General features: G+C 66.4%; 24 protein-coding genes. 17 read left to right on the top strand and 7 right to left on the bottom strand.

Features of this window, described 5'->3' with window-relative positions; translation table 11 throughout:
- Nucleotides 1-140 precede the first annotated feature (140 nt).
- Together AC07ZH_RS07870 and AC07ZH_RS07865 are read left to right on the top strand one after the other, a co-directional pair.
- Complete coding sequence (locus AC07ZH_RS07870; protein WP_495199259.1) at nucleotides 141-1,076, top strand: MBL fold metallo-hydrolase; 936 nt, start codon at nucleotides 141-143, stop codon at nucleotides 1,074-1,076.
- A gap of 167 nt (nucleotides 1,077-1,243) precedes the next feature.
- On the top strand, nucleotides 1,244-2,641 hold the full coding sequence (locus AC07ZH_RS07865) for a phenylacetate--CoA ligase family protein (RefSeq protein WP_495199258.1): 1,398 nt from the start codon (nucleotides 1,244-1,246) through the stop codon (nucleotides 2,639-2,641).
- Between the two features lie 15 nt (nucleotides 2,642-2,656).
- Here AC07ZH_RS07865 and AC07ZH_RS07860 read toward each other — a convergent pair whose 3' ends face one another.
- The gene (locus tag AC07ZH_RS07860; protein ID WP_495199257.1) at nucleotides 2,657-3,346 is read right to left on the bottom strand and encodes a glutathione S-transferase family protein; all 690 of its coding nucleotides are present in this window, start codon (nucleotides 3,344-3,346) and stop codon (nucleotides 2,657-2,659) included.
- Nucleotides 3,347-3,466: 120 nt separating this feature from the next.
- Complete coding sequence (locus AC07ZH_RS07855) at nucleotides 3,467-5,467, bottom strand: lytic transglycosylase domain-containing protein (RefSeq protein ID WP_495199256.1); 2,001 nt, start codon at nucleotides 5,465-5,467, stop codon at nucleotides 3,467-3,469.
- A 15-nt stretch (nucleotides 5,468-5,482) separates the two neighbouring features.
- Here AC07ZH_RS07855 and AC07ZH_RS07850 point away from each other — a divergent pair, with 15 nt between their 5' ends.
- The 5 genes from AC07ZH_RS07850 to AC07ZH_RS07830 all read left to right on the top strand — a co-directional run bounded on the left by AC07ZH_RS07850 (nucleotide 5,483) and on the right by AC07ZH_RS07830 (nucleotide 10,149).
- Nucleotides 5,483-6,055, top strand: a complete 573-nt coding sequence (locus AC07ZH_RS07850; RefSeq protein WP_495199255.1) for a 5-formyltetrahydrofolate cyclo-ligase — start codon at nucleotides 5,483-5,485, stop codon at nucleotides 6,053-6,055.
- 197 nt (nucleotides 6,056-6,252) lie between these two features.
- Complete coding sequence (locus AC07ZH_RS07845; RefSeq protein ID WP_495199254.1) at nucleotides 6,253-7,125, top strand: PaaX family transcriptional regulator C-terminal domain-containing protein; 873 nt, start codon at nucleotides 6,253-6,255, stop codon at nucleotides 7,123-7,125.
- Nucleotides 7,122-8,804: an isovaleryl-CoA dehydrogenase gene (locus AC07ZH_RS07840; RefSeq protein WP_495199253.1), complete on the top strand. Its 1,683-nt coding sequence runs from the start codon at nucleotides 7,122-7,124 to the stop codon at nucleotides 8,802-8,804. The genes AC07ZH_RS07845 and AC07ZH_RS07840 overlap by 4 nt, the downstream gene beginning before the upstream one ends.
- Nucleotides 8,805-9,160: 356 nt before the next feature.
- Nucleotides 9,161-9,844 (top strand): glutathione S-transferase family protein, encoded by a 684-nt coding sequence (locus AC07ZH_RS07835; protein WP_495199252.1) that lies wholly within the window; start codon nucleotides 9,161-9,163, stop codon nucleotides 9,842-9,844.
- Nucleotides 9,845-9,921: 77 nt separating this feature from the next.
- Entirely contained in the window at nucleotides 9,922-10,149 is a 228-nt protein-coding gene (locus tag AC07ZH_RS07830) for a hypothetical protein (RefSeq protein WP_495199251.1), read from the top strand.
- Nucleotides 10,150-10,183: 34 nt separating this feature from the next.
- Here AC07ZH_RS07830 and AC07ZH_RS07825 read toward each other — a convergent pair whose 3' ends face one another.
- Nucleotides 10,184-10,639, bottom strand: coding sequence for a hypothetical protein (locus AC07ZH_RS07825; protein WP_495199250.1), 456 nt, complete (start codon nucleotides 10,637-10,639; stop codon nucleotides 10,184-10,186).
- A gap of 270 nt (nucleotides 10,640-10,909) precedes the next feature.
- Here AC07ZH_RS07825 and AC07ZH_RS07820 point away from each other — a divergent pair, with 270 nt between their 5' ends.
- Nucleotides 10,910-12,148 (top strand): multifunctional CCA addition/repair protein, encoded by a 1,239-nt coding sequence (locus AC07ZH_RS07820; protein ID WP_495199249.1) that lies wholly within the window; start codon nucleotides 10,910-10,912, stop codon nucleotides 12,146-12,148.
- 1 nt (nucleotide 12,149) lies between these two features.
- Here AC07ZH_RS07820 and AC07ZH_RS07815 read toward each other — a convergent pair whose 3' ends face one another.
- Together AC07ZH_RS07815 and AC07ZH_RS07810 are read right to left on the bottom strand one after the other, a co-directional pair.
- Nucleotides 12,150-12,791, bottom strand: a complete 642-nt coding sequence (locus AC07ZH_RS07815; protein WP_495199248.1) for an NrsF family protein — start codon at nucleotides 12,789-12,791, stop codon at nucleotides 12,150-12,152.
- A complete protein-coding gene (locus tag AC07ZH_RS07810) occupies nucleotides 12,788-13,330 on the bottom strand; it encodes a sigma-70 family RNA polymerase sigma factor (RefSeq protein ID WP_119110203.1) in 543 nt (180 codons plus the stop codon). Before AC07ZH_RS07810 ends, AC07ZH_RS07815 begins: the two co-directional genes overlap by 4 nt.
- A gap of 204 nt (nucleotides 13,331-13,534) precedes the next feature.
- Between AC07ZH_RS07810 and AC07ZH_RS07805 the strand changes: the two genes are divergently transcribed.
- The 6 genes from AC07ZH_RS07805 to AC07ZH_RS07780 all read left to right on the top strand — a co-directional run bounded on the left by AC07ZH_RS07805 (nucleotide 13,535) and on the right by AC07ZH_RS07780 (nucleotide 18,419).
- Nucleotides 13,535-13,834: a BufA1 family periplasmic bufferin-type metallophore gene (locus AC07ZH_RS07805; RefSeq protein WP_119110202.1), complete on the top strand. Its 300-nt coding sequence runs from the start codon at nucleotides 13,535-13,537 to the stop codon at nucleotides 13,832-13,834.
- 16 nt (nucleotides 13,835-13,850) lie between these two features.
- Nucleotides 13,851-14,699, top strand: a complete 849-nt coding sequence (gene bufB / locus AC07ZH_RS07800) for an MNIO family bufferin maturase (protein ID WP_495199247.1) — start codon at nucleotides 13,851-13,853, stop codon at nucleotides 14,697-14,699.
- On the top strand, nucleotides 14,690-15,466 hold the full coding sequence (locus AC07ZH_RS07795) for an HvfC/BufC family peptide modification chaperone (protein ID WP_495199246.1): 777 nt from the start codon (nucleotides 14,690-14,692) through the stop codon (nucleotides 15,464-15,466). The genes bufB and AC07ZH_RS07795 overlap by 10 nt, the downstream gene beginning before the upstream one ends.
- Entirely contained in the window at nucleotides 15,463-15,930 is a 468-nt protein-coding gene (locus AC07ZH_RS07790) for a DoxX family protein (RefSeq protein WP_495199245.1), read from the top strand. The genes AC07ZH_RS07795 and AC07ZH_RS07790 overlap by 4 nt, the downstream gene beginning before the upstream one ends.
- A 456-nt stretch (nucleotides 15,931-16,386) precedes the next feature.
- Entirely contained in the window at nucleotides 16,387-17,139 is a 753-nt protein-coding gene (locus tag AC07ZH_RS07785) for a creatininase family protein (protein WP_495199244.1), read from the top strand.
- Between the two features lie 11 nt (nucleotides 17,140-17,150).
- Nucleotides 17,151-18,419, top strand: coding sequence for a YncE family protein (locus AC07ZH_RS07780; protein WP_495199243.1), 1,269 nt, complete (start codon nucleotides 17,151-17,153; stop codon nucleotides 18,417-18,419).
- A 28-nt stretch (nucleotides 18,420-18,447) separates the two neighbouring features.
- Here the strand turns inward: AC07ZH_RS07780 and trxC are convergent, their stop codons facing one another.
- Nucleotides 18,448-18,885, bottom strand: a complete 438-nt coding sequence (gene trxC / locus AC07ZH_RS07775) for a thioredoxin TrxC (RefSeq protein WP_495199242.1) — start codon at nucleotides 18,883-18,885, stop codon at nucleotides 18,448-18,450.
- Between the two features lie 126 nt (nucleotides 18,886-19,011).
- Here trxC and otsB point away from each other — a divergent pair, with 126 nt between their 5' ends.
- From otsB to AC07ZH_RS07760, 3 genes are read left to right on the top strand one after another with little or no spacing between them, the layout of a single operon-like run.
- Complete coding sequence (otsB, locus tag AC07ZH_RS07770; RefSeq protein WP_495199241.1) at nucleotides 19,012-19,746, top strand: trehalose-phosphatase; 735 nt, start codon at nucleotides 19,012-19,014, stop codon at nucleotides 19,744-19,746.
- Nucleotides 19,746-21,563: a glycoside hydrolase family 15 protein gene (locus AC07ZH_RS07765; protein WP_495199240.1), complete on the top strand. Its 1,818-nt coding sequence runs from the start codon at nucleotides 19,746-19,748 to the stop codon at nucleotides 21,561-21,563. Before otsB ends, AC07ZH_RS07765 begins: the two co-directional genes overlap by 1 nt.
- Before the next feature lie 29 nt (nucleotides 21,564-21,592).
- Nucleotides 21,593-23,041 (top strand): alpha,alpha-trehalose-phosphate synthase (UDP-forming), encoded by a 1,449-nt coding sequence (locus AC07ZH_RS07760; protein ID WP_495199239.1) that lies wholly within the window; start codon nucleotides 21,593-21,595, stop codon nucleotides 23,039-23,041.
- Here AC07ZH_RS07760 and AC07ZH_RS07755 read toward each other — a convergent pair.
- Nucleotides 23,022-23,216 carry a DUF2905 domain-containing protein gene (locus tag AC07ZH_RS07755; protein ID WP_495199238.1) on the bottom strand — a complete coding sequence of 65 codons (195 nt, stop codon included), beginning with the start codon at nucleotides 23,214-23,216 and terminating at the stop codon, nucleotides 23,022-23,024. The genes AC07ZH_RS07760 and AC07ZH_RS07755 overlap by 20 nt on opposite strands.
- Nucleotides 23,217-23,226 lie beyond the last annotated feature (10 nt).

Raw genomic sequence — 23,226 nt, 5'->3', positions numbered from 1 at the left:
TGCCTGCGCCGAGCGCAGGGATTGGTTGGCGGCACCGTGGGGGCCACCTGGGTTACGCTGCGCAGCCTAGGACCCACCAATCTGACCGACAGGCATTGAATTGCACTCTGTCGACCACCCGCCAGCGAGCCCTTCCCGCCATGCCCCACAGCACCGCCCCCCATGCCCGGCTACCTGCAGAAATTACCGTATTTGAACGCGGCTGGCTCTCGTCCAACAACGTCTTGTTCACGGGCCCCGACGGCGCTGCGCTGGTGGACAGCGGCTACTGCAGCCACGCGCAGCAGACGGTGGCGCTGGTGCGCTCGGCCTTGGGCGACGTGCCGCTCACCCGCATCCTGAACACGCACCTGCACAGCGACCACTGCGGGGGCAATGCCGCGCTGCAGCAGGCCTGGCCGGGCGTGCACACCGCCATTGCGCCCGGGCAGGCAGAGCATGTGCGCCATTGGGATGCCTACGCGCTCAGCTACACGCCCACCGGCCAGGAATGCCCGCCCTTTCGCTGCGACAGCGTGCTGGCGCCGGGCCGCGAGGTGCGGCTGGGCGGCAAACCCTGGCAGATCCACGCCGCGCCGGGGCACGACCCGCATTCCATCGTGCTGTTCGAACCGCAGGAGCGCATCCTGATTTCGGCCGATGCGCTGTGGGAAAACGGCTTTGGCGTGGTGTTCCCCGAACTCGAAGGCATCGCCGCGTTTGGCGAGGTGGCCGCGACGCTCGACGTGATCGAGCGCCTCGCGCCCGCTGTGGTCATTCCGGGTCACGGCCCGGTGTTTGCCGATGCGCCGCGCGCCCTGAGCACGGCACGCCGGCGCCTCGACGGCTTTGTGCGCGCGCCGCAAAAACATGCGCTGTATGCCGCCAAGGTGCTGCTGAAATACAAGCTGCTCGAATGGCAGCGCATCGAACAGCGCGCACTGGAAGCCTGGGCCAAGGCCACCCCGTATTTCGGCCAGTTGCACGCCACGCATTTTGCCGACCAGAGCGAGCGCGAATGGCTCGACAGCCTGGTGGACGAGCTGCTGCGCTCGGGCGCCGCGCGGCGCGAGGGATCGCTGCTGCTCAACGTCTGAGCCTGCAGCAGCACCTGTTCTGGTGCGCACGGGTCGGGGAAGCCCGGGTGGCACGTCCTATGATGGACGCTGTTGCCACCCGCAGGAGAACGGCCCATGGCCCGCGTGAATGCGTTACCCCGGACGGCTTCGGCGGTCCTGCCAGGCCCCGACGCAGCGGCGGCAGCATGAGCACCGTGTTCGACGCACTGCGCCTGTCCACGGTATCGCTAGACGTGGCGGCCGCCCAGCGCGGCACGCCGCAGGACATTGCGCGGCGCCAGCAAACCCGCCTGGCTGCGCTGCTCGAATCCACCCTGCGGGGCTCCCGCCTGTACCGCTCGCTGTGGCCCGCCGGCACCACGCCCAACACCGCACTGCACCAACTTCCCGTGGTGACGCGGGCACAGTTGATGGCGAACTTCAACGACTGGGTGACCGACCCGCAGTTGCAACTCGATGCGCTGCGCGCCTTCACCGCCGACCCGAACCGCATTGGCGAGCCCTGGCTGGGCCGCTACATGGTGTGGGAAAGCTCGGGCACCAGCGGCCAGCCGGGCATTTTTGTGCAGGATGCCCAGGCCATGGCCGTGTACGACGCACTCGAAGCCCTGCGCCGCAGCCCGCCGCCCAAACCCCTGCTGTCGAGCTGGTGGGACCCGCTGGGGCTGGGCGAGCGCACGGCCTTTATCGGCGCCATCGACGGACACTTTGCCAGCACCGTGTCGGTGCGGCGGCTGTGCACCCTCAACCCATGGCTGGCCCACAGCACGCGCAGCTTTTCGCTGCTCCAACCCCTGGGGGCACTGGTGCAGGCGCTCAATGCCTTTGCCCCCACCGCCATCGCCACCTACCCCACAGCCGCCGCCCTCCTGGCCGACGAAGCCGCACGCGGCGCCTTGCGCATCCGGCCGCGCGAAATCTGGACCGGCGGCGAGTATCTGGCGCCTGGCGTGCGGGACCACATCACGCGGCAGCTCGGCGGCGCGGTGCGCAACAGCTACGGCGCCTCCGAGTTCCTCTCGATCGGCTGGGAATGCGCACACGGCCAGATGCATGTGAACGCCGACTGGGTGATTCTGGAACCGGTGGACGAGCACCTGCGCCCGGTGCCCGCCGGCCACGCCGCCAGCAGCGTGCTGCTGACCAACCTGGCCAACCACGCACAGCCGCTGGTGCGCTACGCCCTGGGCGACCAGATCACGGTGCACACCGAGCGCTGCCGTTGCGGCTCCCCGCTGCCCGTGGTGCAGGTGCAAGGCCGCCACGACGAGCCGCTGGTCATGTGCGGGCCGGACGGCCGGCGCGTGACGCTGCTGCCGCTGGCGCTGTCCACCGTGCTGGAAGACAAGGCAGGGGTGTTCGACTTCTACCTGCGCCAGATCGATGCCTGCACCCTGGAACTGCACCTGCCCCTGGAGGGCGACGCAGGGCACCAGGCGCTGGCACGCTGCTGCGCCGAGCTGCAGACCTTTGCCCGCGCCATGGGGCTGGGTGCCATCGAGGTGCGCGGCAAGCTGGGCCAGCGCACACCGCGCGGGCGCAGCGGCAAGGCCTGCCGCATCGTGGCCTGCGCCAAGACCTGATCGACCCATGCGCCGTCAGGCCGCCATCACCACCGGCCCACCCTTGGCGATGGCCATCTGGTACGCCGGCCGCGCCTGCATGCGCGCGCAATACGCCTGCAGCTTGGGGCAGTCCTTGGCCTTGGCGGCGCGCGAGAGCGCGGCTTCGACGGCAAAGCTCATTTGAAAATCGGCCATGCTCAGGTGCTCGCCGGCAAACCAGCGGTGGCGGCCCAGGTGGTCTTCCATGAAGGCCAGGGCCGCATCCACATTCGGGTCCACCAATTGCTCCTGCACCTTGGCGCAGAGCGCGCGGGCAATGGGTTTGGCAAAAAACGGCATGGGTTGGCGCGGAATGCTGGTGAACACCAGCTTCATCACCAGCCAGTTCATCAGCGAGCCCTCGGCGTAGTGCATCCAGAAGCGGCAGCGCCGGTGCTCGGGGGTGCCGGGCCGGGGCTGCAAATGCGCCAGATCGCCGCTGGCATGGGCGCCGTGGGTTTCCACCAGGTATTCAATGATGGCGCCCGACTCGGCAATCGTCTCGCCGTTCTCGGTAATCACCGGCGACTTGCCCAGCGGATGCACCTTGCGCAGCGCGGCCGGCGCCAGCCGGGTGCGCGGGTCGCGCGCGTAGACCTTCAGATCGTACGGAACACCCAGTTCTTCCAGCAGCCAAAGAATGCGCTGCGAACGCGAGGTTTCAAGGTGGTGGACGGTGAGCATGGCCACTATCTTAGGCAGAAACCCCGTGATGCGCTGACCCGAGATGCAGTGGCGTAGCTATCATAAACATAGCTACTTGCGCTTACCCCATAAGCGCTAGAGGCCAAAAAGATCAAAACTTCAAGGCAGTTCCTTGTTCACCTCGGGCGCCGCCGCATCGCGCGGACCGATCTTGCCCAGACGCTCGCGCAGCGACTGCGGCTTGCCGGTGAGCAGCGCCGCGTAGTTGGTGGTGTTGGCCAGCACCTTTTTCACGTAATCGCGCGTTTCGGTGAACGGTACGTTCTCGGCCCAGATGGCCGCGTCCAGCACCGGGCCGTTGCGCCAGTTGCGCGGCCGGCCTGGCCCGGCGTTGTAGGCCGCGGCGGCCAGCGGCATGGAGCCGGCAAAATCGTCCAGCGCCAGCTTGAGGTAGGCCGTGCCGATGGTGATGTTGGTGTCGCGGTCGTGCAACTGGTCGGGGGTAAAGCCGGCCAGTCCAATTTTTTTCGCCGTCCAGCGCGCCGTGGCCGGCATGACCTGCATCAGGCCCGAAGCGCCCACGCCCGAGCGCGCGTCCATGATGAAGCGGCTCTCCTGGCGGATCAGTCCGTACACGTAGGCCGGGTCCAGCCCCACCTGGCGGCTGTGCGCCACCACCACGCCCTCGAACGGCATGGGGTAGCGCTGCGAATAATCGGCCACCGCCTGGGTGCGCTCGCTGGTGTTGATGCAGCGGTCCCACACCTCGTACTGGCAGGCGAAATCGGCTGCGGCGAGCAACTCGCGCTCGCCCATACCGCCGCGCTCGTGCAGGTTGGTGGCGTAGTTCCATTCGCGCACGCCTTCGTGCCGCAAGCCAATCAGGATCGCGTAGAGCCCACGGTTGAGCCCGGGGTTGGCACGCGCGGCCGCTTTTTCCTCCGCCGTGAGCGGCGCGGGCGCGGGCGGCACGCTGACCCGCTCGCCCAGGTCTTCCAGGGCCAACTGCCCGTAGAAACCGCCGGGGCCGGCAATCGAGCGCAGCAAGGCGGTGGCCTCGGCACGTTCGGTGTCCGTCACACGGCCCTGTAGCAGGGCGCGCGCCTTCCAATAGGTCCAGGCGCTGTCTTTTTGCGCGCCGGGCGACATGGCGGAGATCGCCTTGCGCACCATGTCCCACTGGCCGGCACGCAGGGCTGCGCGCACCTTCCAGGCCAGCAATTCGTCGCTCAGATCGGCGTCGCGGCTGACCTTGGCAAAGTAGTCGCTCGCCATGGGCGAGAGGCGCAACGCGGCCTGTTTGCCGATCACGCCCCAGGTCCAGTTGCGCTCTTCGGCATTGAAATGCACGCTCCACTTTGAATCCAGCATCTGCGCCGCGTTGTCGGGGTCGCTGGTGGCCAGCTTGATCAGCGCCAGCACCATGATTTCCTTGCGCTCGCGGCCAGGCGCGGTGGAGTGTGCACGCAGGAACTTGGTGGGCGCGTCGTTCAACTGCGCGACCTGCGGCAACACATCCGTCGCCACGATAGCCACGGCATCGCGCGCAGCACGCACGCGGTTGGCCTCCATGGCCAGGCGGGCCTTGCGCCATACATCACTCGCTGACAGCGCACCCGCAGAAAACAGCTCGCTCGCCGCGTGCGTGCAGCCGTCGTCCGCGTCACGCTGCGCATACCAGTTCTCGCGCACCTGGGCCCCTATGTCCTGCGGCGCGTGCCCTTCGATCTGGTCAATCGTCAACGCGTAGCAGCGCACTTCGCGGTCATCGCCCATGCGAAATTGCGGCTGCATGGCGGCAAAGCGCGCCCATTCACGCCGCTGGCCCAGCAGCAGCAGCCAGTCGTTGCGCAGCCGATCTTCCTGGTAAGTGCCGGCCCAGCGCTGCAAAAAGGCGTCGACTTCGCTCGCCTGTGCGTCTTCCAGCCGCGCACGCAGTTCCCAGTACGCGGCCCAGGGCTCCAGGACATGGCCGCGCGTTTGTGGCAGGAGCTGCGCCAGACGCACGCGGTCCTTCTTGCGAAATGCCTGCTGCATATCGATCAGCACCTGGTCCGCCGCCGTGGGCGCCGCACCCACGGCCAGCGCCTGCGCACTGCTCCCCATGCCCATCAGGGACAACGAAAGCGCCAAGGGTGTCAGAATCTTCGTCCAATGCATGGGGGGAATTATGTGATGGACAAAGCAGCCTTGCGCCGAGCGCTGGTAGAACAGCGCCTGAATATGCCCGACCGGCTCGAACGCGCCGACCTGTTGCAGCGCGTGATGCGCATCTGGCTGGTGGACAGACCCGACACGGTGATTGGTGCCTACTGGCCCATCAAGGGCGAGTTTGACCCCCTGCCGGCCCTGCACCGCTGGAAGGAAGACGGCGAACTGCTGGACGAACCCCAGCTGCGCCGCATCGGCCTGCCGGTGGTGAACAAGCAGCACAAAACCCTTACCTTCCACGCCTGGTACCCCGGCTGCGAGATGGAGGAGGATGCCTACGGCATCCCCAAGCCCAAGGACACCGAGGTGATCGTGCCCACGCTGCTCTTCGTGCCCTGCGTCGGCTACGCCGCCGGCGGCTACCGCCTGGGCTACGGCGGCGGGTTTTACGACCGCACGCTGGCCACGCTGCAACCGCGCCCCGTTACGGTGGGTCTGGGCTATACGCAAGGCTTTCTGGACGATTTCGTGCCCGAACCGCACGACCTGCCGCTTGACGCCATCCTGAACGACAACGGCATCGTCTGGCCTGTATAAGAGCCTGTTGAGAACGTGCTCACGATCTAAGGGCAACCCTCTGAGCCGCGCGCGGCTCCGTGCCATCGCCAGATGGCGGCAAACAACAGGCAACAAGTGCGCCCAGCGCATGGCAATAAAAAGTGCCATGCATGGGTGCGCACTGTTTTATTACACATATACACAGCAATAGATTATTTATGTAATATTCAACCGCCATGTCTTCCCCCCACGCACCGGACGCCAAGGTCCAACCCAAGCACCTGCTACTGGAACTGCTGCTGGCCAGCGGCGACAACCCGCTGCCGGTCAGCCACGCCGTGGCGGCGTGCGCGGTGTTCGGCATCAGCGAAAACCATGTGCGCGTGACGCTGGCGCGGTTGGCGGCGCAGGACATGGTGCTGGCCACCGAGCGCGGCGCCTGGCGCCTGGGCCCGGCGGCGGAGCGCCTGGCCCAGGACGTGGCCAACTGGCGCAGCACCGAGCAACGCCTGCGCCCCTGGAACGGCCAGTACGTCGCCGTGCACTGCGGGTTGCTGGCGCGCAGCGACCGCGCTGCCACCCGGCAGCGCGAGCGCGCCCTGCACCTGCTGGGCTTTGCCGAGCTACAGCGTGACTTCTGGCTGCGCCCCGACAACATCGAGCAGGACATCGCCGCCATCCGCGAGCGCCTGTGCGCACTCGGGCTGGAGCCACAGGCGGTGGTCTGCGGCTGCACCTCGCTTGATGCGGCGACAGAAGCCGCTGTGGACGCGCTGTGGGACGGCTCGGCCCTCAACCTTGGTTACCGCACCACACAACAACGCCTGAAGGACTGGTTGGCCGGTGCAGCGCGCCTGCCCACCGCGCAGGCAGCGCGCGAATCCTTCTTTCTGGGCGGCGCGGCCATCCGCCAACTGGTGTACGACCCACTGTTGCCCGAGCCCATGGTGGACGGCGCACTGCGCGCGGCGTTCATCGCCAGCGTACATGCCTTTGACGATGCCGGCCGCACCATCTGGAACCGCTTCTACAGCGCCCTGCCTGCCCCGAGCACGGCCAACAGCAAGGCACGTCTGATTCCCTCGCACCTCCTGGAGACCTTGCCATGAACGCCCTTGACGACACCACCCTGAACACCCGTTACCTGGCCAACACCCATGTGGTGGAGAACGTCTCCTGCGAGCTCGCCGACTACAACATGTACGCCCAGGACACCGCCCTGCGCGAAGCCGTGCAGCGCGAGGGGGCGGCCTGGGCGGACGCCGAACTGCTTCAGTTCGGCCAGCTCACCGGCTCGGCCGATTACCTGGAGCAGGGCCATCTGGCGAACAAGTACCCGCCCGAGCTGGACACGCACGACCGCTTTGGCAACCGCATCGACCTGGTCAAGTTCCACCCGGCGTACCACCAGTTCATGGGTACGGCCATCCAGCACGGCCTGCATTCCTCGCCCTGGACCGACCCGAAAGCCGGCGCCCACGTGGCACGTGCCGCCGGCAACTACCTGCACACCCAGGTGGAGGCCGGCCACGGCTGCCCCATCACCATGACCTTTGCCGCCATTCCGGCGCTGCGCCTGCAACCCGACCTGGCAGCGCTGTGGGAACCCAGGATCACCGCCCGCGTGTACGACCCGCGCAACGTGCCCGCAGAGCAAAAGCAGGGCGTGACCATTGGCATGGCCATGACCGAAAAGCAAGGCGGATCGGACGTGCAGGCCAACAGCACCCGCGCCTACCCCGTGGGCCAGGGCGGCCCGGGCCAGGCCTATGAACTGGTCGGCCATAAGTACTTTGTGTCGGCGCCGATGTGCGACGCCTTCCTCGTGCTGGCGCACACCGACAAAGGTTTGTCGTGCTTCCTGCTGCCACGCTGGCGCCCGGATGGCACGAAGAACCCCATGCAGGTGCTGCGGCTGAAGAAAAAGATGGGCAACGCCTCCAACGCATCGAGCGAGACCGAGCTGCGCGGCGCGCTGGCCTGGATGGTGGGCGAGGAAGGACGCGGCGTGCGCAACATCATCGAAATGGTGGCCATGACGCGCTTTGACTGCATGGTGGGTTCGAGCGCGGGCATGCGCATGGCGCTGTCGCAGGCGCTGCACCACTGCGCGCACCGCAGCGCCTTTGGCGCGCGCCTGAACCAGCAGCCGCTGATGCAGAACGTGCTGGCCGACCTGGCGCTGGAGAGCGAGGCCGCGATGACACTGTCGATGCGCGTGGCGCGCGCGCTCGACCACCGTGATGATCGTCACGAAGACTTGCTCGTTCGCCTGGTGACCGCCGTGGGCAAATACTGGATCTGCAAGCGCACGCCGGGCCACGCCTACGAGGCCATGGAATGCATCGGCGGCAGCGGCGTGATGGAGGACAGCATGTTCCCGCGCCTGTACCGCGAGGCGCCGGTCAACGCCATCTGGGAGGGCAGCGGCAACATCCAGTGCCTGGACGTGCTGCGCGCCATGGGCAAGACGCCCGAGGTGGTGGAGGCCTTCTTCGCCGAACTGCGCCCCACGCAAGGCCAGAACGCGCTGCTCGACCAGCAGGTGCGCGGCCTGGCCAAGGAATTTGCCGACACCGCTGACCTGCCGTACCGCGCCCGCCATGTGGTTGAGCGCATGGCGCTGGCACTGCAGGCGTCGCTGCTGGTGCGCAGCGCGCCGGCCTTCGTGGCCGACGCGTTCTGCGCCTCACGCCTGGCGCCGGAAAACAGCTTCAATTACGGCGCTTTGCCGCGCGGCGTAGATGTGACCGCCATCATCGAGCGCGCCACACCGAGGTTGGGTTAAGGATGTCCTGCAAAACTCTACGCGAGTGGGTGTAGCGCGGATCGGGATGGGATGCTAGGCACGTTTTGCAGGCAATAGCCGTAGCTATTGGCTGTGAAACGCAACGACGCAGACCGCCCGAGTCCGGGCTATCACACGCCGCGAGGAGTTATGCAGGACGTCCTTGAGCCCCCTGAAGCACTTCGCGCTTTCCCCCAAGGAGGACGCACCCAGTGGCCCGGCAAAGCCGGTTCCACGGGTGCACTGGTGGAGGCAAACCCTGCGTGCGGCGTCCGAGATCTAAGGTCCGACATAGCGGTATGGAAAAGCGCATTGCCGCACAATGCCCGACGTCTTTCTGACCACCAAGGTGCCCCATGCTCAAGCTCTATATCGGCAACAAGAACTACTCCTCCTGGTCCCTGCGCCCCTGGGTGCTGCTGCGCCAATCCGGCATCCCCTTCCAGGAAGTGGTGGCCCGCTTTGACAGCTTCGATGCAGACTCGCAGTTCAAGGCGACGCTGGCTGGCATCTCGCCTACTGGCAAGGTGCCGGTGCTGGTCGATGGCGACTTGACGATCTGGGACACCCTGGCGATTGCCGAATACCTGGCCGAAACCTATCCCGACAAACAGCTCTGGCCCCAGGACAAGGCGGCCCGCGCCCGCGCCCGCAGCGTGGTGGCCGAAATGCACAGTGGTTTTGCCGCCTTGCGCGGTGCCTGCCCGATGAACATCGAGGCCGATCTGGCCCAGCAAGGCGCCCTGCTCTGGCGCGACCGCCCCGCCGTGCGCGCCGACGTGGCGCGGTTGGTGCAAATGTGGACCGAACTGCTGGAGCGCCACGGCGGCCCAATGCTGTTTGGCGCCTTCACCATCGCCGATGCGTTCTATGCACCGGTGTGCATGCGCCTCTCGCGTTATGGACTGCCCGTTCCGAAACCGATTGCGGAGTACATCCAGCGCGTCGAGCAACTGCCTGCGATGCAGGAATGGATTGCCGCAGCGAAGGCAGAGCAGGATTTCCGTGAGTTTGAAGAACCCTATCGGCTGGGGCGTTGACGCCTCGAACGATGCACTGGGTACCATCAAAGCCAGACAAGAGATCACAAAACTCTGCAAGAAAGGCTTGATGGGCAATGTCTGCTTTCAATTTTCTGGATGAGCTGCTCGACGACACCATCCATGCACTCGACTTCCGCACCTATTGGCGCATATATGCCGCTGTGGGGATCGGATGTCTGGTGGTCTTCATGCTGCCCTTTTTTGTTGCAAAGGAATCTGTGTCCGTCATTGGCATCCTGGGCATCATTGCCGCATCTGGAGTCATTGGCGGCATTTGGCACGGCAGATCTACCAACCGCTGAGCCTCCGCGGTATTCCTCTCGCCACGCACACCTTCTACCGGAACTGTTTGCGTAAAAACGCCTTGTGCCGCGCTATGTGAGCCATCTGCACGGGCGCAATGCTGCCCCCCAGGTCTTCGCCGTCCCCATTGAGCACCGCATTGGCATGCCCCATGGCGCGGGCCACCACGTCGGCCTCGTCAACGCCGTGCTGTGCCGCCAAATCCATGGCCACGCGGCGCATGGCACGCTGCGAGAGCATCCACATGGCGCCAAAGGCGTCCCAGGCGGCTGCGGCTTCAAGGGCCTTTTCACGGTCGGCCAGGATTTCATTCAAGGGTTTGGCAAGCAGCGCCTGGAGTTGATCCACCTGCGCCTGCAAGTGCTCTATCTGCCCCTCTTGATGAAATGCAGCCGCCGCAGCATTGGCCGCTGCATCTGGTGCAACGGGAACTGGCACGCTGCCATCAGGGTTCAACTGTGCAATGGTGAGCGTGGACGACAGGGACATGGTGCAAAACTCCGGCAAACCGCCTCGGATGGCGGCCGGCCACTATACGGCCGGGCAAGCCGGCCCAGGCGCTGTCCAAAGGCAATACTGAACAAGTCCCTCACACTCCGCGCATCCGCACCTCAAGCTGTATGCGGCGTTGCAAATCCTCGCCATAGCTTCGGCTATGGCGAGGATTTGCGCGCAGGGGGCCGCCCCCTTGCCTCCCCTCCCGATGCACGGCGCGCCTCATCGCGGTAACCTATTCGGCATCGCCCTAAACTCGCGGCCATGCAAATCTATATGGTCGGCGGCGCTGTACGCGACCGCCTGTTGGGCCTGCCCGTCAACGACCACGACTGGGTCGTGGTGGGCACCACGCCCGAGCAAATGCTCGCCCGGGGCTTCGTGCCGGTGGGGCGCGATTTCCCGGTGTTCCTGCACCCCAAAACGCACGAGGAATACGCCCTGGCGCGTACCGAGCGCAGCAGTGCACCCGGCTACCGGGGCTTTGTGGTGCACGCAGCTCCCGACGTGACGCTGGAAGAAGACCTGGCGCGGCGTGATCTGACCATCAATGCCATCGCTGCCAGCGCCGACTGGGCCAAAACGGGGGTGGTGATCGACCCTTATGGTGGCCAGCGCGACTTGCAGGCGCGCCTGCTGCGCCACGTCACCGGGGCCTTCCGAGAAGACCCGGTGCGCATCCTGCGCGTGGCGCGTTTTGCCGCACGCTTCACCGATTTTTCCGTGGCACCCGAAACCATGCGGCTGATGCGCCAGATGGTGCAAGCAGGGGATGCCGACCACCTGGTGCCCGAACGCGTCTGGCAAGAGCTTGCACGCGGACTGATGGAGGCGCAACCCTCCCGCATGTTCGAGGTGCTGCGGGCCTGCGGCGCGCTGGCCGTGCTGCTGCCCGAAGTCGAGCGCCTGTGGGGCGTGCCCCAGCGCCCTGAATACCACCCCGAGGTGGACACCGGCGTGCACCTGATGATGGTGCTGGACATGGCGGCGCGGCTGAACGCGCCGCTCGGCGTGCGCTTTGCCTGCCTGACGCACGACCTGGGCAAAGGCACCACGCCCGCCGACATGCTGCCGCGCCACATCGGCCACGAGCAGCGCAGCGCCCAATTGCTGCGCGGCGTGTGCGAGCGCCTGCGCGTGCCGGTGGACTGCCGCGAGCTGGCCGACGTGGTGGCGCGCGAGCACGGCAACATCCACCGCAGCGGCGAGCTGAACGCGGCGGCGCTGCTGCGCCTGCTCGAGCGCTGCGACGCCATCAGGAAGCCGGCGCGCTTCGAAGACGTGCTGCTGGCCTGCGAATGCGATGCCCGGGGGCGCCTGGGGTTTGAAGAATCCGCCTACCCGCAGCGCGCGCGCCTGCTGGCCGCCCTGCACGCCGCGCGTGCGGTGGAGACGGCGCCGCTGGCGGCCGAAGCGGCCAAGCGCGGCCTTAAGGGACCGCAGGTGGGCGAGCAGATACATGCCGCCCGCGCACAGGCCATTGCTGCCGCTGTGCCGCGCTGAATCACCAACGCAGTACCCGCGGCCCGAGCAAGGCGCCCAGCCCCGTGGGCAGGGCAATGCCCAGCACGTACCAGACGGCGAGAAAGGGGGCCTGCATTTCCGGGCAGTGCAAGGCATAGGCCAGGGTGGCCAGCGCGCCGGCCAGCAGACCAGCGCACGCGCCGGCCAGCCGCAAGCGCGTCGGCGCGGCCTGGCGCATGGCCCAGAGCAGCGCGGCAAAACCCGGCAGGGACAGCAGAGCAATATTGAACGGGCAGCTGCGCCAGGTGCTGCCCAGCACCATCGCCGCACGCTCACCGGGCGCGGCGCCCTGCAGCGCCGCCAGCGCCATCAGCCACAGCACCAGCGGCGGCAGCAGCACCCAGGCCGGCGCGTGGCCCAGGCGCATGCCGGGGCGCGCCAGGCGCAGCAGCGCCAGCGCTGCTGCGCCCGCCAGTGCGGCGGCAAAAGAAAACTTCAGCCACCACATGGGCAACTGCAGGGCCTGCGCCAGGTCCGGCCGCACGCCATAGATCAGCAGCATCAATGCGCCCGCGCCCACCAGGCCCAGCAGCACCGCGCCGCCAAAGCGCTGCTCCAGCCGGTGGGGCGCCACGGGGCGGGCGCCCGTGGCCAGAATGCCAATCAACTCATCCGTCTTCATGCCACACCCCTGATTCGAGCCGCCAGGGCCTTCAGGCCCCGGTGCACACCTACTTTGACCGCCGACTCGGAAAGCCCGGTCAGGCGGGCCGTCTCCACCACCGACAAGCCTTCAAGCTTGACGTGCTGGATCGGCAGGCGCTGTTTGTCGGGCAGCGTTTCCAGCAGCAGCCCCAGATCGCGGCGTGCCTGTGCGGCATCCTGGTCTTGCGTGGAAAACAATTCGTCCGCGTCATCCAGCGGCACGTTGCGCGCACCGCGCACCGCGTGTGCGCGAAACCAGTCCACCAGCTTGTAGCGCGCAATCGCGTGCGCCCAGGCGGTGACCGGCATATCGGCACGGTAGGTGTGGCGCTGGTTGTGCACCGCGAGCAAGGTTTCTTGCACCAGATCCTCCACTTCATCGGGCCATTGGCCCAGTCTGCGCCGCAAGAAGGCGCGCAAATGGGTGCTCAGTGCCGCGAGAAAGCGTTCGTAGTCCCGCGCCTCGCCAGCCAGGCCCTGCAGCAGCAGCGCACGCAGGCGCTCTTCAATTTCCATAGTCGGTTCCTGCGGATATTCGTTGCGAGGCGTGTTGCGGTTACAGCGTGGCGCAAAAAGAAATATCTGCCATTTTTAAGCCAGCCGTAACCGGTGGGATCAAAAGCGCGAATTACACCGCAGACAGGCCGGCGGTGATCACCCGGCATGGCCGGTCTGGAATAAAGCCGTATCCCAATCAACTTTCGCAATGGAGAAATTCACATGAAAGCATCTTCTCTCACCTTCGCCGCCATCGCCCTTGCCGCCCTGACTTCGGGCGCTGCCATGGCCCAGGCCCAGAACGGCGACATGAAATCGGACATGGCAAAACCGAAAATGGAAAAGTGCTTCGGCGTCGCCATGGCCGGCAAGAACGATTGTGCTGCCGGCCCCGGTACCACCTGTGCGGGCACCTCGAAGATGGACTACCAGGGCAATTCCTGGAAGTACGTGCCTGCAGGTACCTGCACCAGCATGAAGACACCCAAGGGCATGGGATCGCTCGAAGCCATGAAGTCCTGATCCACGCGGCGCTGCCATGAACACCTCCCTCACCGCCGGCCTGGGTCTCAAGCCTGAGCACCATGAACAGGCCCTGGCCTGCCAGGACACCGGCCTGTGGTGGGAAGTGCACCCAGAAAACTACCTCGCGGACGGCGGGCCGCGCCTGGCCTGGCTGGACGCCATCCGTTCGCGGCACCCAGTGTCGCTGCATGGCGTCTCGCTTTCGCTCGCGGCCGACGCGCCGCCCGACGAGACGCACCTCGCCCGCCTGGCTCTACTCGTGCGGCGCATCGAGCCGGCGCGGGTCTCCGAACACCTCGCGTGGTCGCACTGGCGCGGGGTGTACCAACCCGATCTGCTGCCGTTTCCCCGCACCCAGCAAGCCCTGGCGCGCGTGGCGCGCAACATCGAACGCACGCAAGAAGCCTTGGGCCGTCCCATTGCCATCGAAAACCCCAGCCACTACCTGCACCTTCCCGGCCACGACATGGGCGAGGGCGCATTCTTTGCCGAACTGGTGCGCCGCACCGGTTGCCAGTTGCTGCTGGACATCAACAACGTTTTTGTCAGCGCCAGCAACCTGGGCACCGACGCGCTCGACTACCTGGACCAGTACCCCTTGCACGCGGTGGCCGAGATGCACTTGGCCGGCCACCATGCCGACCCGGTGCACGGCGCAGCCCTGCTGATCGACAGCCACGACGCGCCCGTGGCCGAACCGGTATGGGCACTGTGGCGGCACACGATTGCACGCACCGGGTCGGTTCCCACCCTAATTGAGCGCGATGCCGAGCTGCCGCCACTGGCCGAGCTGCTGGCCGAACGTGCACGCGCCCACCGGGCGCTTTGCGGCACGCCGCACGAGGAGCTGGCATGCAACTGAGCGCGTTCCAGGACGGCTTCTGTGCCGCACTGCGCACGGAGGCCCCCACACCTGCCTGGATGGACGCCCTCTGCGCCCAACCCGGCTTTGCCGTCTACCGCAACAGTGGCCGCAAGGCGGCGCTGGACGCGCTGCGCGCCAACTACCCCACGGTGGTGCAACTGGTGGGTGAGGATTGGTTTTGCGGCGCAGCGCAAACCTACCTGGCAGACCAACCGCCCGCCGATGGCCGCCTGATGCACTATGGCGCCGGCTTTGCGGCGTTCCTGGCCCGCTTTGCGCCCGCAGCCGAACTGCCTTACCTGAGCGACGTGGCGCGCCTGGACCGCGCCTGGACCGAAGCGCACCTGGCAGCCGATGCGCCACCGCTGGCCGCCAGCTGGCTGGCTCGCCAGCCGCCCGAAGCCTTGGGCGCGGCACGTATCGCGCCCCACCCAGCCGCCCGCTGGCTGTGGTGCCACGAACACCCCGCGTATTCCATTTGGCAGCGCCACCGCGAAGGCCTGGCCGTCGATACGGCGCTGCCCTGGCAGGCCAAAGGCGCCTTGCTGACACGCCCCAGTGGCGCTGTGCAGTGGTGCGCCCTGCCGCGCGCCGGCGTGGCCTTTCTAGACGTTTGCGCCGCCGGCCAACCGCTTGCCGAAGCCGCCGAGTCAGCGCTGGCAGCAACGCCTGGTGGCGCTGGCGAAACCCTTGCCCAACTGACGGCGCTGCTGCTTTCCAGCGGCGCCCTGTGCGCGCCAACTGGCGCAGAGGACCCCGTATGAACACCGCCGCCCTGCCCCACCGCCCCACGCACACCGAACGCCCCCTCACGCGCCTGCGCCAACTCGCCGAGCACGCCACGCCGCACACGCTGCTGGCGCTGGTCAATCGCCTCGGCATCGCCAGCATCTTCTGGATGTCGGCACGGACCAAGGTTGACGGCTGGTTCCACATCAAGGACAGCACCTATGTGCTGTTTCGCGAGGAGTACCACCTGCCCGTCATTCCGCCCGAATGGGCAGCGCAGATGGCAACCGTCTCCGAACACCTGTTTTCGATACTGCTGGTGCTGGGCTTGTTCACACGCCTGTCCGCCCTGGCACTGCTGGGGATGACGGCGGTGATCGAGGTTTTCGTCTACCCGGACGCCTGGCCCACACACCTGTCATGGGCCGGCCTGTTGTTGTATCTGGTGGGGCGCGGCGGCGGTGCACTGTCGATGGACCGCGCGCTGTTCAACCGCTAGAACCGTCGAGGGACCCGGCCCCGAGGTGGCGGCACCAGCGGCGCAGGCCGTCCGCCGCGGCGTCTCTTGGCGATGTAAAAACTTGGTCTAAATAGCCTTTAGCGCTTGTCATTAATGCGTTTACAGCTATCATTTTTATTGTATCCACCCGCTGCAGGTGGAGCAGGGCGCGCCTGAATCCAACCTGTGGGCTTGTACCATCAAGCGCTTATGCGCCTTCTCGTTCAGCTTCTGCGGTTTTGCCTGCCTTTCTGCGCCCCACGCGCTGCACGCGCTGGCGGCAGTGGGCTGGCGCACACGCCGCCTGGCGGGGTTTCGTCCAGCAGCTTTCGCCTTGTCAGGCCGATGCCCAAGTGCCTGCGCGCCGTTTTCCTCATGGCGCTGGTCCATAGTGGTCTGGGCGTTGGGGCTGCGTGGGCGTCTGGCACTGCATCGCCCAGCGTCTACCTCGAAGACATGACATGGACCGAACTGCGGGACCGCATCGCCGCTGGCAGCACCACCGTGCTGGTGCCGATCGGTGGCACCGAACAAAGTGGTCCGCACATGGTGCTGGGCAAACACAATGCGCGCGTTCGCTTCCTGGCCGGGCAGATCGCGCAGCGCGCAGGGGGCACGGTGGTGGCGCCCGTGCTGGCCTATGTGCCGGAGGGCGCCATTGCCCCACCACAGGCGCACATGCGCTTTGCGGGCACGATTTCGATTCCCGACGCTGCCTTTGAAGCGGTGCTCGACGGCGCTGCGCGCTCGTTCAAACAGCACGGCTTTCGCCATGTCGTGTTCCTCGGTGACCACGGCGGCTACCAGCAACTCGAAGCCCGCGTGGCCCACCGCCTCAACCATGAGTGGGCGAGCGATCCGAGCTGCCGCGTGTATGCGCTGGCCGAGTACTACCAGGTCACGCAATCGCTTTACGTGGCCGAATTGTTGAAAAGGGGCTTCACCCGCGCTGAAATCGGGACCCATGCCGGCCTGGCCGATACATCGCTGTCGCTGGCGGTTGACCCGGCGCTGGTGCGCGCTGGTGAACTGAACAGCGCAGCGCAGGCCGGCAAGCGCGGCGGCGTTTACGGCGACCCGCGGCGTGCGAGCGCCGAACTTGGCCGCATCGGCGTGAACCAAATTGTGGACAGCAGCGTGGCAGCCCTGCATGCCCTGATGCAGGAGCAAGCCGGCTCAAGCCCTGCGCCAACCCCCCTCAAAAAATGAAACCCACTCCCATGAAAATCTGGCTTCTTCTCCTGACCGCATTCGGCGTGGTGGGCGCCAGCGCAGGCGATCGCCAGGAAGCAAGCGCACCGGTTCTGGCGCAAGGCACTGCCGCAACGGCGCCACCGGCGCCCCCGATCAAGACGGTGCCTGGCATGCCGCCGGTGCCAGACCCGAAAAACCTCTACAGCGAAACGACACCGGACCATATGAGTCCCGCTGTGAAAGACCACCTTAAGCGGGTTTACGTGCCCAACCTGCGCTCCGGGTCTGTGTCGGTGATCGACCCCCATACCCTGAAAGTGGTGGACACCTTGCGCGTCGAAAAAGGCCCGCAGCACGTGGTGCCGTCGTGGGATTTGTCCACGCTGTGGGTGGCCAACAACGCCGAGCGCAGCACCGAGGGTAGCCTGACCCCCATCGACCCACGCACCGGCCAAACAGGCAAGTCGGTGCCCGTGGACGACCCGTACAACGTGTATTTCACGCCCGATGGCGCCTCGCTCATCGTCGTTGCCGAAGCGCGGCGCAGGCTGGACTTTCGCGATCCGAAGACGCTGGCCATGCAGTACGCGATCAGCACGCCCCAATGTGGAGGCATCAACCACGGTGATTTCTCAATCGACGGCCGATTCGCACTCTTCACCTGTGAGTTCGACGGCAGCGTGGCCAAGATCGACCTCGCCAACCGGAAGGTGCTGGGCTACCTGAAGCTCAAGATGCCTGCTGTGCGCTTCTCAGAGTCGAAGGCGGCGCTCAATCCGTTGGAAACCGAGATTTGCACCTCAACCAAGGGCATGCCGCAGGACATCCGCATTTCCCCCGACGGCAAGCGCTTCTTTGTGGCCGACATGGACGCCGATGGCGTGCACGTGCTGGACGGCGATGCGTTCGTGGAAGTCGGTTTCATCCCCACGGGGCTGGGCACGCACGGTCTGTACCCGAGCCGCGATGGCAAGCGCCTGTATGTGGCGAACCGCGGAACGCACAAGATCCACGGCACCAAAAAGGGCCCCGGCAAGGTGAGCGTGATTGATTTCGCCACCCAGACTGTCGTGGCGCAATGGCCCATTCCCGGGGGCGGAAGCCCCGACATGGGCAACGTGAGTGCCGACGGCAAGTGGCTGTGGCTGTCCGGGCGGTTTGACGATGTGGTGTACCGGTTCGATACGGCGACCGGCGCGGTAACCAAGGTGCGCGTGGGCGCCGAACCCCACGGACTGACCGTCTGGCCGCAGCCGGGGCGCTATTCGCTGGGGCACACCGGCAATATGCGCTGACACTGGGGCACTTGCCCGCCCCGGGCTTTTACAGCGCTGTACGCACCCACCGCACGATTTCGCTGGCGGGCAGTGCGCCCGAAATGCGCGCTGCCTCCTTGCCGCCCTTGAACAGAATCATGGTGGGAATGCTGCGAATGTTGAAGCGTGCGGCGGGCTGCGGGTGCGCCTCGGTATCAAGTTTGGCCAGGCGCACCTGCGGCTCCAGTTCTTTGGCCGCCTGGGCAAAGGCCGGCGCCATCTGACGGCACGGCCCGCACCAGGGCGCCCAGAAATCCACCAGCACCGGAATCTGGCTGCGCCCGATATGGCGCTCGAAACTCGCCGCATCCAGCGCCAGCGGGCTGGCGGTGAACAGCGGTTGGTGGCATTTTCCGCAGTCTGGCGCACTGCCCAACTGGTCCGCCTGGACGCGGTTGGTGGTGTGGCAGTGCGGGCAGACGATGTGCAGCGTTTGTTCGGTCATGGTGCTTCTCTCCGGGGCGGGTACGGCTGCACATGGCGGCGATCTGCCTGCGATTCAAGGGCTGCGCAACGGCTGCGGTGTCCGCCTACGCAGTCTGCCGCGCGCTCCTGCTAAGGTACTGCTTCAATGCCCCTGATGCCCACCTTGACCCGCGCCAATGCGCTCTTTCTCGATTTCGACGGCACGCTGACCGATATTGCGGCCCAGCCGCAGGCAGTTCATGTGCCGGTCGGCCTGGCACCCACACTTTCCGCGCTGCACCGCCTGCTGGGTGGCGCGCTGGCCATCGTCACCGGGCGGCGCGAGTCCGATATCGACGGTTTTCTGGCACCTCTTGTGCTGCCGCTGGCCAGCGAGCATGGCGCGCAGTACCGATTTGGCGATGGCAACCGACCTGCCATAGCGGCCCCCGAACTCGGCCCAGTGCTGCAGGCTGCGGAACAACTGGCTGCCCAGCACCCTGCTTTGCTGGTGGAAGTCAAGCGTGCCAGTGTGGCGCTGCATTTTCGCCAGGCGCCGCACCTCGAAAAACTGTGCCGCCAAACGCTTGAACGGCCGATGAGGGGCCTGACCGGGCTCGAACTGCTGAACGGCAAATGCGTTTACGAAGTCAAACCGGCTGGCATCCACAAAGGCCAGGCCATTGCCGCCTTCATGGGCCAGCCCCCCTTTGCCGGTCGCACCCCCGTGTTTGTCGGTGACGACGTGACCGACGAAGCAGGGTTTGCCAGCGTGATGGCGCTCGGCGGCCTGGCGATCAAAGTGGGCGAAGGCCCGACGCACGCGCAATTTCGCTGCATGACGCCCGCCGCCCTGCGGGGCTGGCTGTCGGCGTCGCGAACAGCCTTGGAGCGTGCCTGATGAGCGAACCCATGAAGCACTCGCTGTCACCCGCCCTGCCTGGCTCACTCGGCCTGGGCATGATCGGCAACTGCGCCATCAGCGCACTCATCGACGCCCAGGCCCGCATGGTCTGGTGCTGCCTGCCGCGCTTTGATGGCGACCCGGTGTTCAACGCCCTGCTGGAGCCTGGTGAGAATGGCAGCCACTTCGCCATTGAAGTGGAGCACCTTGCCTCAACAGAGCAGTGGTACGAACCCAATACCGCCATCCTGCGCACGCGCTTGCTCGACAAGGCCGGCCAGGGGGTCGAGATCACCGACTTCGCCCCGCGGTTCTTCAGTCGCTCGCGCTATTTCCGGCCTATGACGCTGGTGCGCCGGGTGCGGCCGATCCAGGGCTCTCCGCGCATCCGCGTCGTCCTGAAACCCTGCTTCGACTGGGGCCAGAGCCCGCCACGCGTGACGCACGGCAGCAACCACATTCGCTACGTAGGCGAACCCATGACGCTGCGCGTCTCCACCGATGCGCCGATTGCGCACGTGCTCGCGGGCCAGCCCTACGTGCTGACGCGCGAGCAGAACTTCCTGCTGGGCGCCGACGAAACCCTGGACCACGGCATTGCCGACACCGCGCGCATGTTCGAGCAGGAAACGCAGGACTACTGGCGCGTATGGAGCCAACGCCTGGCGGTGCCGCTGGAATGGCAGGACGCGGTGATCCGCGCCGCCATCACGCTCAAACTCTCCGTGTTCGAAGACACGGGCGCCATCGTCGCCGCCATGACGACGAGCATCCCCGAGTCGGCCGACAGCGGACGCAACTGGGACTACCGCTACTGCTGGCTGCGCGATGCCTTCTTCGTCGTGCGCGCGCTCAACAGCCTGTCGGAAGTCGGCACCATGGAAGATTATTTGCGCTGGCTGGGCAACGTCGTGACCGACGCCGGCAGCGGCCACATCCAGCCGCTGTACGGCATCGGCCTGGAGCGCGAGCTGCCAGAAGCCACCGTGCCCACGCTCTCGGGCTACCGCGGCATGGGGCCGGTGCGCGTGGGCAACCAGGCGGCTGAACACTTTCAGCACGACGTGTACGGCAACATCGTCCTGGGCGCGGCGCAGGCGTTTCACGACCACCGGCTGCTGCACCGCGCGGGCCTGGCCGAGTTCACGCGCCTGGAGCGGGTGGGTGAGCAGGCGGTGCGCGTCTATGGCCAGCCCGACGCTGGCATGTGGGAGCTGCGCACGCGCGCCCGTGTGCACACTTCGTCGGCATTGATGAGCTGGGCCGCATGCGACCGGCTGGCAAAAATCGCGGTGTCGCTGGCGTTGCCCGAGCGTGCCGACTACTGGCGCAGGCACGCGGCGCATATGCAGCGCGAAATCCTCGACAAGTCCTGGAGCGACAAGCGGTGTGCCTTTGCCGAGAGCTTTGGCGGCAGCGAATTGGATGCCAGCGTGCTGCTGATGGCCGAAGTGGGCCTGATCGATGCCCGCGACCCACGCTTTGTGAGCACGGTGAACGCCATGGAAGCCAGCCTGTGCGACGGCCCCTACATGCGCCGCTACGAGGCTGCCGACGATTTCGGCAAACCAGAGACGGCGTTCAACATCTGTACCTTCTGGCGCATTGATGCGCTCGCGCGCATCGGCCGCCAACAGGAGGCACGCACCATCTTTGAAACCATGCTGGCCGCGCGCAACCCGCTCGGGCTGTTGTCGGAAGACACGCACCCCGATACCGGCGAAATGTGGGGCAACTTTCCACAAACCTATTCGATGGTGGGCATCATCAACGCGGCGGTACGGCTCTCGGCGCCCTGGGACAGCGTGATTTAAGCAAGCGTCCGACAGACAGGCCATGCACGATGAAGAATGATCGCCAGATGCAATTTTCAGGCCGCCTCGTCGTCGTCTCCAACCGCGTCGCCGACCCGCGCAAGCCCGCTGCCGGCGGCCTGGCCGTCGCTCTGGGCGAGGCCCTGGCACAAAGCGGCGGCCTGTGGTTTGGCTGGAGCGGCGCGATCGACGAAACGGGTGCGCCCGGCGAAGGCCGCTTGCAGACACGCCAGGCCGGCCGCGTCACGCTGGCCACGGTAGACCTCGCCCGCCAGGACCACGACAGCTACTACCTGGGCTACAGCAACAGCGTGCTGTGGCCGGTGTTCCACTGCCGGCTTGACCTGGCCAACTTCGAGACCGGCGACATCGCCGGCTACCGCCGCGTCAACCGCATGATGGCGCGCAAGCTATTGCCGCTGCTGCGGGACGATGATGTCATCTGGGTGCACGACTACCACCTGATTCCACTGGCCGCCGAGTTGCGCGCGCTGGGGTGCCGCCAGCGCATGGGCTTCTTTCTGCACATTCCGCTGCCGCCGCCGGTGATTCTGGCGGCGATTCCGCAGCACCAGTGGCTGATGCGCTCGCTCTTTGCCTATGACCTGGTGGGTTTGCAAAGCGAAGCTGATCTGTCGCATTTCGACCGCTATGTGCAAGCGGAAGCCGATGCCAAACCCGTGGCGGAACACCAGTACCGTGCCTTCGGCGCCACGGTGCGGGCCCAGGCGTTCCCCATTGGCATCGACGTGGCCGAGTTCGAGCGCCTGGGCAAGGCGCCCGAGGCCGTGGAAATCTACGAGAACATGCGCGAGGAATACGCCCGTCGGCGGCTGCTGCTGGGCATCGACCGGCTCGACTATTCCAAGGGCATTCCGCAGCGCGTGCGCGCCTTTCGCAACATGCTGTCGCGCTATCCGGATACGCACAACGACGCCACCCTGATCATGATTGCCTCGCCATCGCGCGACAGCGTGCACGCCTATGCGGATCTGCGCCAGGAGCTCGAAGGTCTGTGCGGCGCCACCAACGGCGACTATGGCGAGCTCGACTGGATGCCGGTGCGCTACATCCACCGCACGGTGGCGCGCAAGCGCGTGCCCGGCCTGTGCCGCGTCGCCCGCGTGGGGCTGGTGACGCCGCTGCGCGACGGCATGAACCTGGTAGCCAAGGAATACGTGGTGGCGCAAAACCCGGAAGACCCCGGCGTGCTGGTGCTCTCGCGCTTTGCGGGAGCCGCCGAGCAGCTCAAGGACGCGCTGCTGGTGAACCCCTATGACACCGAAGGCATGGCCGACGCCATGTACCGCGCCCTGCACATGCCGCTGGAGGAGCGCCAGCGCCGCCACCGCGCGCTGCTGGCCAACGTGTGCGAGTTCGATGTGCACTGGTGGCGTGGCCGCTTTCTGCAAGCGCTTGCCGAGACCAACGCCGACGCGGACGAGGCCGCGCGTGCCCTCATAGCCACGTCACGATAAGGCTGACCAGCACGCTGATCAGCACCGTGCTGGCGAGTGGAACAAACACGTCGCGCCCAAACAGCCGAAACTGAAAGTCGCCCGGCAACCGCCCCAGCCCGAGGCGCCGCAGCCAAGGCGTCAGGCTGTTGAGCACGACCAACGCCACAAAGGTGGCCAGCAGCCAGCGGATCATGGCAAAGAGG

Source organism: Simplicispira sp. GW247-4R2A (assembly GCF_059424465.1).
The sequence above is the reverse complement of the archived record's forward strand: the minus strand, read 5'-3'. Positions and strand labels throughout refer to the sequence as shown.